At 68.0% G+C, this 13,921-nt stretch carries 11 protein-coding genes and 1 pseudogene; 2 read left to right on the forward strand and 10 right to left on the reverse strand.

What is annotated here, in order from left to right; all coding sequences use genetic code 11:
• Positions 1 to 72 precede the first annotated feature (72 nt).
• From dnaB to E3O23_RS10575, 10 genes and pseudogenes are all read right to left on the reverse strand, one after another.
• Positions 73 to 1,458 (reverse strand): replicative DNA helicase, encoded by a 1,386-nt coding sequence (dnaB, locus tag E3O23_RS10530; protein ID WP_134490804.1) that lies wholly within the window; start codon positions 1,456 to 1,458, stop codon positions 73 to 75.
• Positions 1,459 to 1,921: 463 nt separating this feature from the next.
• Positions 1,922 to 2,371 carry a 50S ribosomal protein L9 gene (rplI, locus tag E3O23_RS10535; RefSeq protein ID WP_134490806.1) on the reverse strand — a complete coding sequence of 150 codons (450 nt, stop codon included), beginning with the start codon at positions 2,369 to 2,371 and terminating at the stop codon, positions 1,922 to 1,924.
• 9 nt (positions 2,372 to 2,380) lie between these two features.
• The gene (gene rpsR, locus E3O23_RS10540; RefSeq protein ID WP_035835236.1) at positions 2,381 to 2,644 is read right to left on the reverse strand and encodes a 30S ribosomal protein S18; all 264 of its coding nucleotides are present in this window, start codon (positions 2,642 to 2,644) and stop codon (positions 2,381 to 2,383) included.
• A 53-nt stretch (positions 2,645 to 2,697) separates the two neighbouring features.
• Entirely contained in the window at positions 2,698 to 3,201 is a 504-nt protein-coding gene (locus E3O23_RS10545) for a single-stranded DNA-binding protein (protein WP_092322711.1), read from the reverse strand.
• Positions 3,202 to 3,432: 231 nt separating this feature from the next.
• Positions 3,433 to 3,801: pseudogene (rpsF, locus tag E3O23_RS18525) on the reverse strand (30S ribosomal protein S6); the annotation flags it as partial.
• Positions 3,802 to 4,097: 296 nt separating this feature from the next.
• The gene (locus E3O23_RS10555) at positions 4,098 to 5,096 is read right to left on the reverse strand and encodes a hypothetical protein (protein WP_134490810.1); all 999 of its coding nucleotides are present in this window, start codon (positions 5,094 to 5,096) and stop codon (positions 4,098 to 4,100) included.
• A 186-nt stretch (positions 5,097 to 5,282) separates the two neighbouring features.
• Positions 5,283 to 6,617 (reverse strand): ABC transporter substrate-binding protein, encoded by a 1,335-nt coding sequence (locus E3O23_RS10560; RefSeq protein ID WP_134490812.1) that lies wholly within the window; start codon positions 6,615 to 6,617, stop codon positions 5,283 to 5,285.
• 46 nt (positions 6,618 to 6,663) lie between these two features.
• Positions 6,664 to 7,485, reverse strand: coding sequence for a carbohydrate ABC transporter permease (locus tag E3O23_RS10565; protein WP_134490814.1), 822 nt, complete (start codon positions 7,483 to 7,485; stop codon positions 6,664 to 6,666).
• A gap of 6 nt (positions 7,486 to 7,491) precedes the next feature.
• Positions 7,492 to 8,388, reverse strand: coding sequence for a carbohydrate ABC transporter permease (locus tag E3O23_RS10570; RefSeq protein ID WP_134490816.1), 897 nt, complete (start codon positions 8,386 to 8,388; stop codon positions 7,492 to 7,494).
• Positions 8,378 to 9,808: a CCA tRNA nucleotidyltransferase gene (locus E3O23_RS10575; protein WP_134490818.1), complete on the reverse strand. Its 1,431-nt coding sequence runs from the start codon at positions 9,806 to 9,808 to the stop codon at positions 8,378 to 8,380. The genes E3O23_RS10570 and E3O23_RS10575 overlap by 11 nt, the downstream gene beginning before the upstream one ends.
• 82 nt (positions 9,809 to 9,890) lie before the next feature.
• Here E3O23_RS10575 and E3O23_RS10580 point away from each other — a divergent pair, with 82 nt between their 5' ends.
• On the forward strand, positions 9,891 to 12,257 hold the full coding sequence (locus E3O23_RS10580) for a DUF6049 family protein (protein ID WP_134490820.1): 2,367 nt from the start codon (positions 9,891 to 9,893) through the stop codon (positions 12,255 to 12,257).
• Positions 12,250 to 13,881, forward strand: coding sequence for a murein biosynthesis integral membrane protein MurJ (murJ, locus tag E3O23_RS10585; RefSeq protein WP_241983432.1), 1,632 nt, complete (start codon positions 12,250 to 12,252; stop codon positions 13,879 to 13,881). Before E3O23_RS10580 ends, murJ begins: the two co-directional genes overlap by 8 nt.
• Positions 13,882 to 13,921: the final 40 nt, after the last annotated feature.

Below are 13,921 nucleotides of genomic sequence, written 5' to 3' on the forward strand. Positions count from 1 at the left end.
CTCCCGCACTGTTGGTCAGCACAGTACAACCGGTCAGCACGGTACCGCCGATCGGCGCGCGACAACGGCGGGCTACGCCCCGGGAACCATGTCCGCGAAGCGCGAGTAGTGCCCGTGGAACGCGACCGTGACGGTGCGCGTGGGGCCGTTACGGTGCTTGGCCACGATGAGGTCGGCCTCGCCGGCGCGCGGGTTGTCTTTTTCGTAGGCGCTCTCGCGGTGCAGCAGGATGACCATGTCGGCATCCTGCTCGAGGGAGCCGGACTCGCGGAGGTCGGAGATGGCGGGCATCTTGTCGGCGCGCTGCTCCGGACCACGGTTCAGCTGCGAGAGCGCGATGACGGGAACCTGGAGTTCCTTGGCGAGCAGCTTGAGCGCTCGGGAGAACTCACTGACTTCCTGCTGGCGGGACTCGACGCGCTTGCCGGAGGTCATCAGCTGCAGGTAGTCGATGATGACCATCTTGAGCCCGACGCGCTGCTTGAGCCGACGGCACTTGGCGCGGATCTCGACGAGGGTCATGTTGGGGCTGTCGTCGATGTAGAGCGGGGCGTCATTGATGCGGCCGCGGGTCTGTGCGATCGTCGTCCAGTCGCGGGCGTCGACGGTTCCCTTGCGCATGCTCTGCAGCGGCACGGATGCCTCGGCGGCGAGCAGGCGCATCGCGATCTCGCTGCGTCCCATTTCGAGGGAGAAGAAGATGCTGGGCATGTCGTGGTGGATCGAGGCGGACCGGGCGAAGTCGAGCGCCAGCGTCGACTTGCCGAGGGCCGGACGGGCCGCGACGATGATCAGCTGCCCGCCGTGGAACCCGTTGGTGAGTTCATCGAGGTCGGCGAACCCGGTGGGGACGCCGCTCATCTGGCCGTCTTTGAGCTTGGCGGCCTCGATCTCGTCGATCGCGGCGGTGACCGCGTCGGTGAGGGGAACGTAGTCCTCGGTCTGGGTGCCGCCCGTGACGGAGTAGATCTCGGCCTGCGCGGTGTTGACCAGGTCGAGCACTTCGCCCTCGCCGGAGTAGCCCATCTGGGCGATGCGGGTGCCGGCCTCGACGAGGCGACGCAGCAGCGCCCGCTCGGCGACGATCGTCGAGTAGAACCCGGCGTTGGCCGCGGTGGGAACGAGGCTGGTAAGCGTGTGCAGGTATTCGACGCCACCGGCCCGGGAGAGTTCGCCGATCTTGGTGAGCTCGTCGGTGACGGTGATGACATCGGTCGGTTCGCCGTGCGAGTAGAGCGAGAGGATCGCGTCGAAGATGATCTCGTGCTTGGGGATGTAGAAGTCCGTCGAGCGGACCGTCTCCACGACGTCGGCGACGGCATCCTTGCTCAGCATCATCCCGCCGAGGGCGCTCTGTTCGGCGAGGAGGTCGTGCGGCGGGGTGCGCTCACGGTATTCGGTGGCACCACGTGAATCCGCGGTGCGCTGGTCGGCCAGACCCAGGTGAGCGATCGACACTCCGCGCCTCCTTTGTATATTTGTTACCGGTCTATCAGGACCCGCTGACAGTCGCGGCCCGACGCGCGCACGCTCCGTGAGATGCCGCTTGCCCACACTAGGGAGCGCCTACCACCGGACCAAACGCCCCTGTGGATAAACCTGTGGGGAAACTGCGCGAAACGCCGGTGGCGTTGTGCACAACCTGTGGACTGAGCTGGGGATAACTTAAGAGCATTTCGACGAAAAATCCTTCTGACCAGCTATAAAAACAATTCACAGCTGTGTGTAAATACTTGTCTAAAGTGCCCCTTGAACGTTGCCGGAACTGGCGCCTCCTGTGTATAAACGCCGGTAGGCGACGGGCGAAATCACCCCCGGACTGGGCGGGCCGAAGGCGCTATCAAGGGCTAGCGGCCGACCTTAAACAGGTGTAGCGACGAACCCCCGAAGGGACCCGCCGCTACACCGCGGAGATCGTCGCTTACTTAGCGGCGACCACCAGGAGGGTGATGGTGGCGCTGAGCTCGTCGCGGAGACGAACGGTCGCCGTGTGCTCACCGGTCATCTTGATCGGGCTGAGCTCGATCTTGCGCTTGTCGATCGCACCGAGACCCGCAGCCGCGACTGCGTCGGCGACATCGGTGGTCTTGACGGAGCCGAAGAGGCGTCCGCCCTGGCCGGCCGTGACGACGAGCTTGACCTTGGTGTTCTCGAGGGCAGCCTTGAGGGCCTGCGCCTCTTCCAGGGTGGCGTGCTCGCGGGCTACGCGGGCTGCCTTGATCTGGTTGATCTGCTTCTCGCCACCGCGGGTCCACGCAACAGCGAAGCCCTGGGGAACGAGATAGTTGCGGGCGAAGCCGTTCTTAACTTCAACGACGTCGCCGGGTGCGCCGAGTCCGGAGACCTCGTGCGTCAGAATCAATTTTGACATGAGGGCTCCTTACCTGCCTGAGCCTGCGTAGGGCAGCAAGGCCATTTCGCGGGCGTTCTTGACGGCACGGGCGATGAGGCGCTGCTCCTGGACGGAGACGCCGGTGATGCGGCGGGCACGGATCTTTCCGCGCTCGGAGATGAACTTCCGGAGAGTGGGGACATCTTTGTAATCGATGACACCAACCCGGATCGACTTCGCGGGAGCGGCGTTCTTGCCACCCTTAGCTCCGCGAAGCGGCTTGCGGCGGTCGCCGCTCGACTTTCCAGCCATGATTTCCTAACTTTCTAAAAAGTGTGATTCAGCCAACAACCGTGAGGCTGGGCTTAGAAGGGGGTCTCGTCACTGAAGTTCCCCGGGCTGTTCCAGACGTCTCCGCCTGAAGCTGCTGCCGGTGCGGCGGGAGCGCTGGCTGCCCAGGGCTCGTCGCCGCCACTCGAGGCGGGTGCGCCGCCGCGAGAAGAAGACTGCGCGCGGGTGAGCGAGGCGGTTGCGTAGCGCAGCGAAGGACCAATTTCGTCGATCTCGAGCTCCATGCTCGTGCGCTTCTCACCTTCCTTCGTCTCATACGAACGCTGCTTGAGACGCCCGGTAGCGATGACACGGGAACCCTTGGTCAATGATCCGGCGACGTGCTCGGCGAATTCACGCCAAACGCTCGCGCGCAGGAACAATGCGTCGCCATCTTTCCACTCGTTGGCCGCGCGATCGAAATTGCGCGGAGTGGATGCGATGGTGAAGTTGGCAACCGCCAGCCCGTTCTGCGTGTAACGCAGTTCCGGATCGCTGGTGAGGTTGCCCACCACGGTGATTACGGTCTCGCCGGCCACGGGCTACTTGTCGCTTGCCTTGTCGGCGTCTGCCTTGGCAGCTGCCGGCTTTGCCGCGGGAACCTTGGCTTCGGCTTCGACCTTGGCCGGAGCCTCGGTCTTTACCGGAGCAGCCTTGGCGGGCGCCTCGGCCTTGGCCGGAGCCTCGGTCGAGTCGGCCTTGGCAGCAGCAGCGGGCTTGACCGCAGCGGCAACCTTGGCGGCCGGGGCAGCAGCCGCGGCTTCAGCCTTGGCAGCGATGACCTTCGGGTTGGCAGCCTTGCGGGCTGCCTTCTCTGCGGCCAGCTTGGTGGCGACGACGACCTGGGCGATGCCCTCTTCGGCGCGGAGCACCTTGGTGCGCATGACGGCTTCGGAAAGCTTCAGCTGACGGTCGAGCTCGGCCGTCGCGGATGCGTTCGCGGTGAAGTCGACGACGGCGTAGATGCCTTCGCTCTTCTTGTTGATCTCGTATGCGAGACGACGACGACCCCAGACATCAACCTTGTCAATGGTTCCACCATCGTTGCGAACAACGTTGAGGAACTTGTCAAGGCTGGGAGCTACGGTGCGCTCATCGATCTCGGGATCGAGGATTACCATAAGTTCGTACTGATGCATGACTAACCCACCTCCTTCGGACTAAACGGCTGCAGAATCTCTGCAACAGGAGGGTTGTGCATGTGTTGAACGCGGAGGCCGGGAATCCGGCGCACAGACAACCTGCCCAGACTACCGGAAGCGGCGGCCCTCCGCCACCACGCCCGCCTTTCCGTTCTCCCGGCCGGCCCGCCCGACGAGAGTCGCCGATTCTGCCGAGAGTCGCCACTGCACCGGCGATTCTCGGCGCATTCGGCGATTCTCGGCGCATTCGGCGACTCTCGGCTGCACATCCGCAGATTCGCAGGAGCGGGCGCTCATCGCTCGGGACGCAATCCCGCACCGATAAGCAGCGCGCGCAGTCGGTCGGCGTGAAGCGCGACGTCCCAGGTCCATCGCGCCATCCCGTTGCCCTGGGCTCGAAGACGGTCTTCCCGGATCTTCTCGGCCCAGACGACCTGCTCGATCGACTTGCCCGCAGTGAACTGGCTGCGGGTGTATTTCACTAGTCCGTCAAACTCCCCCACGAGGCTGAGAGTGCGCGATTCCTGCCTCTGCCTCCAGCGAAAGTCGACTATGTCCTTCTGGCCCGCGGCGGCGATGAAAACCACCTGGAGCTCCGGCGCGGGGAATCCGCAGAGGTGGATCTGGCCGCGACTCAGGGACTCCCCGGGGGATCCCGAGCGATTGTCGCTGAACAGCACAGCCTTCAACGCCGTTCGGGCACCCCGCCTCGGACCCTCACTGGCCAGGCGCTCGAGCACTTCCTCGCGGCTGATTCCTTCGACCGGCCGGCCCGCCGCCGTGACCAGCGTGCGGCCCGTGCCACGGTCCAGGGTCGCGACGGCCGAGAGGAACGATGTCGTGCAGGCGAGGTCGACGAGGGTGCGAATGAGACTCGTCACAAGCATCCCGTCGATCTCGACGACGTCGTCGTCGCGGAGGCGATCGTGGTGCCAGATCACGCCGTTCTTAGAGTGCACTCCTGCGCGTCCGGCGGCCATGAGGTGCACGGGATCGGGCCACCGGCCAATGATGGGCAGCCCCCAGATGACCGCTGCCGACTGGTGTGAGAACACCGGCGCCGATTTGCGAGTGGCCGCAACCGCACGGACGCGCAGCAGGTACCTGGCATCGTCGGCCACATCGGCCCAGTTTCCCGCGTCAACAACGACGCCGCGGCGGAGACGCACCGACTCACCGGAGGCGACCGACCGCTGAAGGCGGCGCCCGTCCGCGCCGACTCTGGCGAGGTCCCGGGTGAGGCGCAGCGGCCGCCAGCCGGCCAGCGGGTCAGGTGTTGGGTCTGCGGTCATGCCACCATGCTCGGGCCGAGGTGGCTCGCGGCGTGGTGCGCGGGCCACCTCTGCGGACAACGCCGTCCGACCGCCGACTGTGGAGGAGGTTGAACATTCAGCGAGAGTCGCCGTTCCTGCCCAGAATCGCCGTTGGAACGGCGACTCTCGGAAGGAAGGGCGACTCTCGGCGGGAGGGGCGGCGGGCTACTTCGTTACGGCGGCGTTCGCCGCGTCCTGGGCCGCGCGCACGCCCTCGGCCACGGGGGTGCGCCCGAGGAAGACCTCCTGGAGCAGCGGCCGCATGGCGTTGTCGGCGGCGGGCCAGCCGGATCCCTTCGGTGCCGGGGCCGTGCCGTTCTCCAGAACGTCATAGAACGGGCTGATGTCGACGTCCAGCGACGCCCAGAAGTCCGAGTAGTCCTTCTGCGCGGCCAGCACGGCCGGCGAGGCCGACCCGCTGGCGCCGATGAAGCTCGACCCCTTCGCGCTGCCCAGCCAGGCCAGCACGCGCTTCACTTCGGCGGGGTGCTCGGATGCCGCGCTGCCGGCCGCGACGATGCCGTCGACGCCGCTGATCGCGCCGCCCGGCCCGGCGGGGAGGCGCGCGACGCCCCAGTCGAAGTCCGCGCCCTCGTTGACGTTGGCGAGGTTGTAGACCCCGCTCTGGAACAGCGCCATCTTGCCCTGCAGGAACTGGTCGCGGCTGAAGTCGCCGTTCGTGTTCGTGTCCGCGGCCGACGGCGACACGTGGTGCTTGTTGATCAGGTCGACCATGTACTGGAAGGCCTCGACGCCCTTCGGCGACGCGAAGGCGTATTCCTCGCCGTCCTGGAAGTCCGCTTCGTTCGAGGCCAGGTAGTTCAGCAGCATCGCCTGCACGTCGTAGGCCGAGTTGTAGCCGTACTGGGCCAGGCTCGTCCCGTCGAAACCGGCGCTGTCGGCCGTCTTCCCGCCGCTGTCCCTGGTCAGTTTCTTCAGGACGGGCAGGAGCGTGTCATCCGCGCCGGTCGGGTCCCAGCGGAGGTCGTCGAGGTCCGCCGCGGTGAGGCCGGCATCCGCCAGCAGCTCGGCGTTGTAGTACACGGCGATGCCGGGGTCGGCCAGCTGCGGCACGCCCCAGAGCACCCCGTCGCGGGTGTACTGGTCGACGACGGCCGGCGCCCACTTGGCGGAGGCATCCGCTCCCAGCGTCTTGTCGATGTCGAGCAGCGCCCCCGCGTCCGCGTAGACCGGGTAGTTGCCGCCGTCGACCCAGAAGATGTCGTCGACGCTGTCGCCGGCGACATCCGTGCGCAGCTTCTCCCAGTAGTCCGCCCAGGGGATGACGCTCAGCTCGACGTTGACGTCGGGGTTGTCCTTCTCGAACTCGGCGAAGGATGCCTTGTAGGCCTTGGCGACCTGGTCATCCCAGAGCCGCACGGTCACCGTGGTCTGGTCGGCCGGACCCTGGCCCGACACGGTCAACGCGGTGACGACCCCGGCAATGACGAGAACGACGGCCGCGGCACCCGCGGCAAGGACTGTAGAACGCTTGGGCATAGTTTCCTCTGGTGCGCTCCGGCGAACGGCCGGGAATCCCCTCAGATTACTTGAACCCGGAGAAGGTGATTGAACGCACGAACTGCCGCTGGAAGACGAGGAAGAGTACGAGCAGTGGCACGAGGGCCAGCGTCGTCGCCGCCATCACGAGTGTCCAGTTGCCGTTGAACTGGCTTTGCAGGGATGCCGTCGCGACCGTGACAACGCGCCATTCGCTGCCGCTGGTGACCACGAGCGGCCACATGAAACTGTTCCAGTGGCTCACGATCGTGATCAGCGTCAGGGTGGCGATGATCGGCCTGGACAGCGGCACGACGATTTCGACCAGCACGTCGAGGGTGCTCGCCCCGTCGAGCCGGGCCGCGTCGATGAGCTCCTGCGGGATGCCGCGGAAATACTCGCGGAGCAGGAAGATCGCGTACGGCGACGCGAACGCGAACGGCAGCACGAGGCTCCAGAAGCTGTTGCGCAGCCCGGCCTCGGTCATCATCAGGTAGAGCGGCACGACGAGCACCACCGGCGGAATCATCAGCGTCGACAGGTAAACCCAGAACAGCGCGTTGCGGCCGGGGAAGTCGACGCGCGCGAACGCGTAGGCGGCCAGGATCGACGAGATCAGCTGGCCGATCAGGATGAGCGTGGCCGCGAGCAGGGTGACCAGGATGGCCCGGCCGAACTCCGCGGGACCGGTGAGTAGGGCCACGATGTTGCCCGGCGTGAGCGGATCGGGCCAGGCGAGCGTCGACTCCCGGGCGAACTGCTCCCGCGACTTGAAGGCGGTCAGGATGCTCAGCAGGAACGGCCCGAGGGTGAATACGGCACCGGCCAGCAGCACGAGGTAGACGGCGGCCGGCCGCGCCCGGCGCATCAGCACTCACTCCAGCTCATAGGTGACCCTCCGCCGGAAGTAGAGCTGCTGGGCGAGCGTGATTGTGACGAGGATGACGAGCAGGACGACGGCCATCACCGCGGCGCGGCCCAGGTCGAACGCGCCGAAGGCCTCGTAGTAGATCCGCGCGGCCACGACATCCGTCGTGCGGGCCGGCCCGCCCTGGGTCAGCGCGTACACCTGGTCGAAGACCTGGAAGGCCGAGATGACGGTCGTCACCAGCACGAAGAACATGGTCGGCCTGAGCAACGGCAGCTTGATCTGCCAGAACAGCGCCAGCCCGCCGGCGCCGTCGATCCTGGCCGCCTCGAGCACCTGGTCCGGGATGTTCAGCAGTCCGGCCATGAAGAAGAGGGTCACGTAGCCGACGTTGGTCCAGATCACCACGGCGGCCACCGCCGGCAGCGCGAGCGAGGGGTCGCTCAGCCACTCGACCCGTTGCCCGATGAGCGCGTTCAGCGCCCCGTCGGTCGGCGCGAGGATCCATTTCCAGACGACGCCGAGGGCGAGCGGGGCGGCGATCCAGGGGAGCACGTAGATGGTGCGGAACCAGGCTGAGCCCGGCAGTCCGCGGGTCAGGAGGGTGGCGGCCCACAGGCCGATGGCGGTCTGGATCGGTACGACCAGCGCCACGAAGACCAGCGTGACCAGGAGCGAGTTTCCGAACACGCCGTCGGTCAGCACCGACCGGTAGTTGTCGAGGCCGACGAAGGAGACCGGTCCGATCAGGTCCCAGCTCTGGAAGCTGAGCCACACGACGATGAGCACCGGAAGGAGGAGGAAGCAGGCGACGCCGAACAGGCTCGGCGCGAGCAGGGAGTACCCGGTGATGGCGTTGCGGCGCCGAAGCGCACCGCGGCGGGCGACGCTGCTACTGGCCACGCCCCGCCCACCAGGCCTGCAACCGCGCGGTGGCCTCTTCCTCGCCGAGCGGCCCGTCGTCGAGGCGCTGCTCGAGCAGGTACCGGTACGCCTCGCCCACCTCGCGTCCGGGCGTCACACCGAGGATGGCCATGATCTGTTCGCCGTCGAGGTCGGGCCGGACCGCCGCCATCTCCTCCTGCTCGGCCAGCTCACTGATCCGCTGCTCGAGGTCGTCGTAGGCGAAGCCGAGGCGGTCGGCCTTGCGACGGTTGCGGGTGGTCACGTCGGCTCGGGTCAGGATGTGCAGGCGCTCGAGCTGGTCTCCCGCGTCGCGCACATAGCGGCGCACGGCCGAGTCGGTCCAGGCGCCCTCGGTATAGCCGAAGAAACGCAGGTGCAGCTCGACCAGGCGCCCGACGGCGTTGATCGTCTCGTTGTCGAAGCGCAGGGCGCGCAGGCGCTTCCTGGCGAGCTTCGAGCCGACGACGTCGTGGTGGTAGAAACTGACCACTCCGCCCGGCTCCAGCCGGCGCGTGGCCGGCTTGCCGATGTCGTGCAGCAGGGCGGCCAGGCGCACGACCAGGTCGGGCACGGGGAGGTTGCCGCGCGAGCGTTCGTAGTCGATGGCCTGGTCGAGCACGGTCAGGGTGTGCTGGTAGACATCCTTGTGATGGTGGTGCTCGTCGATCTCGAGCCGGAGGGCCGGGATCTCGGGCAGGACGATCTCGGCCAGTCCGGATTCCACCAGCAGTTCGATCCCGGCGCGCGGACGGTCGGACTTGAGCAGCTTCGACAGCTCCTCGCAGACACGTTCGGCCGAGATGATCCGGATGCTGTCGGCCATCGCCGTCATCGCCGCCTGGGTGCCCGGGTCGAGGGCGAATCCCAGCTGGGCGCTGAACCGGGCGGCCCGCATCATGCGCAGCGGGTCGTCGCCGAAGGACACCTCGGGCGCGGCGGGGGTGCGCAGGATCCCGGCGAGCATGTCGTCGATTCCTCCGGCCGGGTCGACGAGCTTCACCTCCGGCAGGCGCAGCGCCAGCGCGTTCACCGTGAAATCACGGCGGATCAGGTCGTCTTCGAGGCTCGCACCGAAGACCACGTCCGGCCGGCGCGTTTGTCCGTCGTAGCTGTCGGCCCGATAGGTCGTGATCTCGACCGTGTCGTCGCCGACCTTCGCGCCGATGGTGCCGAACGCCCGGCCGATGTCCCAATGGGCGTCGGCGATGGGCTTCACGATCTTCAGGATCTGGTCCGGCGAGGCATCCGTCGTGAAGTCGAGGTCGTTGGTCGCCCGGTCGAGGAAGGCGTCGCGCACCGGTCCGCCGACGAGGGCAAGCTCGTGTCCCGCCGCGGCGAATGCGTTCGCCAGGCGGGATACCGTGGGGGAGGCAGCCAGTTCGCCCAGCCGCGCGAGGGCTGCCGCGACGCTCTGCATGTCCCCCATGTTAGTTGCTGGACGGCGCGGCTGGCTGCCCGTCGCAGGCTTCTCCCGGCGAGCACGCCGTAGAATCGCCTACATGGAGGCCGAGACTAGTCGCGCGCGTCGGCCTGTGCACCGGATGATCGTGCGCAGCCCGGCCTCCCGACTGCGGATGCCGCTTTCGGTGCTGATCGTCACCCTCCTCCTCTCCCTGACCGGCCTCTTCGGCGGCACGTTCCCCGCGGCCTCTCCGGCCCACGCCGCCACTCCCGCACCGGACGCGGTCAGCGTCGACGTGTCGCCGACCGGCGCGCCGGTCCTGCGCCCGGGCCAGCCGCTGCCGGTCACCGTGCGCATCACCAACGGCACGGCGGACACGGTTCCGGTCGGCACGATCAAGCTCTACCTGGCCACGCGCGCCCTCACCTCGCGGACGGCTCTCGGCAACTGGCTCCGGCCCGAGAAGCTCGGTGCTCCGGGCGACCTGATGCTGAGCCAGCCGACGACGGCGGCCATCCAGCCCGGCGGCACGGCAATCTACAAGCTCAGCGTGCCGGCACCCTCCATCGGCCTCGGCGCCGCCAATGCGTGGGGCGCCCGCGGAATGGCGGCGACCCTGACCGGTGACGGGGATGTCCTTGCGCAGGGCCGCGGCACGTTCGTCTGGTATTCCGGCGAACCCGTCACCCCGGTGAAACTGGCCGTCGCGATGCCGATCACGACCCCCGCGTCATCCGCGGGCCTGATCCCGGCCGAGGAGCTGGAGGCGTACACCCAACCGTCCGGCCTGCTCACCCGCCAGCTCGACGGCGTGATCGACCGCCCGGTTGCGATCGCGATCGATCCGATGATCATCGCCTCGATCCGCATCCTGGGCAGCTCGGCGCCTCCGGGCGCAACCGTCTGGCTTTCGCGCCTCGCGGAGGCCACCAACGATATATTCCCTCTCGGCTATGCAGACGCGGACATCGCCCTGCAGGCCCAGGCCGGTTCGAAAACGGCGCTCGCCCCGATCTCGTTCGAGTGGCTGATCGACCCGGAACTCTTCACCGAGGCCCCGCCGACACCGGAGCCGACAGCCGGCACCGCCCCACCGACCCCTGGCGAGTCGGCCACCCCCTCGCCGTCGCCGACGCCGGGCGAGCTGACGCCGCCGACGAGCGCGGGGCTGCTCGACTGGGACTACACGATGACGGATATCGGCTGGCCCGCCGCCGGAGTCGTCGCCAAGGGCGACCTCGACGTGTTCGCCGCCAGCGGCCTCACCACGACGATCCTCAGCGGCAGCAACGTCACCCAATCCACGGATGCCACGGATGAGCCCACCCCGAACACCGTCCTCTCCCTCGGCAGCGGGCGCGGCCTGGCCACCGACGACGCCATCTCGCGGGCGTTGCGGGACGCCGCGCGCGCAACCACCGAAGACGCCTGGCGCGGGGCAGTGGCGGAGGCGTCCTCCCAGCTGGCCGTGGTGTCGGCGGAACGACCGGGCACGGCGCGCACCCTGCTGGCGACCTTCGACCGGGGCCGGCAGGCGAACCCCGACCGGCTCGTCCAGACGCTCGACTCGCTCTCGGCGCTCCCCTGGCAGACCCCCGCCACACTGAGGGAGGCCCGCTCCGCCCCCCAGGCCGTGGGCGTGGCCTTCGAGCCGCAGGCCGAAACCGACGCCCGGGTCGACCTGGCCCGCCGGCTCCTCCGACGCGAGGCCGAGGTCGGTGCGTTTTCGACGGCCCTCGAGGACCCCGTGCGCGTCACGGGCGCACACCGGCTCGAACTCCTGGCGCTGCTCGGCACGGCCTGGGCCGACGATCCCGCCGCCTGGCGGGAGGCGACCGACGCGAGCTTCGTCGCCTCCGCCGACCTCCTGCGGTCGGTCACCGTCACGACCAAGGGTCCGGTCAACGTCGTGGGCAGCAAGGTGGACATTCCGGTCACGCTGAGCAATTCCCTCGGCCAGGCCGTGACGGTCAGTGTGCAGGTCGTACCCTCCAACGGACGCCTGGTGGTGGGCAATGACGTCGAGGCAACCATCGACGCGGATTCCGCGCGAACCGTCAAGGTGCCGGTCACCGCCGCGGTGGGAAACGGTGATGTGACCCTCCGCGTCTCGCTGTACACCCCGGACGGGACCCGGATCGACCGGCCGACGGAGATCGCCGTGAGCGTGCACGCCGACTGGGAGGGCCTCGGCGCCCTGATCTTCGCCGTCATCGTCGTGCTCTTCTTCGGCTTCGGCGTCTGGCGGAACATCCTGCGCCGCCGCCGGGAACGCGCGGCATTGGAGGCCGAGGAGTCCGGGGAGTCCGGGGCTGGGGAGTCCGAGGCCGAGGCCGATACCGCTGTCGGCGCCACTGCGGCCACCGAGGCAGGGTCAGAGTCAGGTCCGGGGTCAGGCCCGGGGTCAGGAACGGGGACGGGAAGCGATGACGTCAGAACACCCGCCACGGATCCGCGTGGTTAGCTCCGCCAAGGCCGCCGACACCGGCGGAATCGGCCGGGCGAGTGCCCTGCTCGCCTCCGGCACGATCGTTTCCCGGATCCTGGGCTTCGTGAAACTGATTGTTCTGGCCGGGATGATCGGCGCCATCGGCAACGGCGCCGACGCCTTCGCCCTGGCGAACCAGCTGCCCAACACCGTCTACGTCATCGTCGCGGGCGGCATCCTCACCGCGGTGCTCGTGCCGCAGATCGTCCGCGCGAGCCTGAACGCCGACGGCGGCGCCGCCTACATCAACAAGTTGCTGACCCTGGCCCTGCTGATCCTCGGTGCGACGACGATTGTGGCCACCCTGCTGGCCCCGGCCATCACGGGGTTCATCGGGCTCCCCCTGAAGGGCGACCAACTCGGCCTCGCCATCGCGTTCGCCTATTGGTGCCTCCCCCAGATCTTCTTCTACGGGCTGTACACGCTGCTGGGCGAGGTGCTGAACGCCCGCAAGTCGTTCGGTCCCTCCACCTGGGTCCCGGTGCTCAACAACATCGTCGCGATCGCGGGCCTCGTCGTTTTCGGCCTGCTCTTCGGCGCCGACCCTAACGGCCAGCGATCCGCCGGGGCCTTCACCCCCGCGATGATCGCCGTCCTCGCGGGCAGCGCCACCCTCGGTGTCGCGGCGCAGGCGGTCGTGCTGTTCTACTTCTGGCGGCGAACCGGCCTGCGCTACCGTCCGGACTTCCACTTCCGCGGCGTCGGCCTCGGAACGGCGGGCAAGATGGCCGGCTGGACCTTCGGAATGCTGATCCTGAGCACGGCCGCCGGGATCGTCGAGACGCAGGTCGCCCTCGTGGCCACCGGCAAGGCATCCGTCTTCGTGCTCGCCACCGCCTGGCTCATCTTCATGCTCCCGCATTCGGTGATCACCGTCTCGGTTGCCACGGCCTACTTCACCCGGATGAGCGAACATGCCTCGCGAGGCATGTTCGACCTGGTGCGCACGGATGCCTCCTCCGCCATCCGCGGAACGACCCTGATGATCGTGCTCGCGTCGGCCGTGATCGCCGTCTGCGCCTATCCTTTCGCGGCCGTGTTCGTCCGCCCGTTCGAGCAAGTGCAGGGCATCGGCAACGTCATCGTTGCCTTCATCCTCGGCCTCGTTGCCTTCTGCATCCTGTTCGTGCTCCAGCGCACGTTCTATGCCCTGGGCGACACCCGCACGCCGTTCTTCTTCACCCTGTTCCAGGTCGTGCTCATCGTGGCCGGGGTGCTCGGCTGCACGCTGCTGCCGAAGGAGTGGATCGCGGTCGGCATCGCCCTCGTCGTGACGCTGTCCGGCATCGCCCAGACCGTGCTCGCGGCCGTGCTGCTGCACCGTCGCCTGGGCGGGATAGACGGACGCCGCATCCTGGGCAGCCTGGCCAGGTACCTCGTCGCCGTGCTGCTTCCGCTCGCGCTCGGGCTCGCCCTGCTCTGGCTGCTCGGCGGCGCCAGGGAAGGCGGCTTCGCCGTCTCCGGCCGGCTTCCGGCGATCCTGTCGATGATCCTCATCGGAGTGGTCATGTCGGCGGCCTACTTCGGGATGCTGCTGCTCATGCGCAGCGCCGAGCTCCGGGCCGTCGTCGACCCGCTGCGCGCCCGCCTCCGCCGTTAGACCAAACCGACGGCTGGCCCGCTCCGAACATCCTGTACGC

This window comes from Cryobacterium tagatosivorans (assembly GCF_004402215.1).
In the GTDB taxonomy this organism is placed as follows: Bacteria; Actinomycetota; Actinomycetes; order Actinomycetales; family Microbacteriaceae; genus Cryobacterium; species Cryobacterium tagatosivorans.

Bases quoted from the DNA above. Each gene is read 5' to 3' on its own strand.
- rplI (WP_134490806.1), bottom strand. From the start codon at position 2,371: ATGTCAAAATTGATTCTGACGCACGAGGTCTCCGGACTCGGCGCACCC.
- rpsR (WP_035835236.1), bottom strand. From the start codon at position 2,644: ATGGCTGGAAAGTCGAGCGGCGACCGCCGCAAGCCGCTTCGCGGAGCT.
- E3O23_RS10555 (WP_134490810.1), bottom strand. From the start codon at position 5,096: ATGACCGCAGACCCAACACCTGACCCGCTGGCCGGCTGGCGGCCGCTG.
- E3O23_RS10560 (WP_134490812.1), bottom strand. From the start codon at position 6,617: ATGCCCAAGCGTTCTACAGTCCTTGCCGCGGGTGCCGCGGCCGTCGTT.
- E3O23_RS10565 (WP_134490814.1), bottom strand. From the start codon at position 7,485: ATGCGCCGGGCGCGGCCGGCCGCCGTCTACCTCGTGCTGCTGGCCGGT.
- E3O23_RS10575 (WP_134490818.1), bottom strand. From the start codon at position 9,808: ATGCAGAGCGTCGCGGCAGCCCTCGCGCGGCTGGGCGAACTGGCTGCC.
- E3O23_RS10580 (WP_134490820.1), top strand. From the start codon at position 9,891: ATGGAGGCCGAGACTAGTCGCGCGCGTCGGCCTGTGCACCGGATGATC.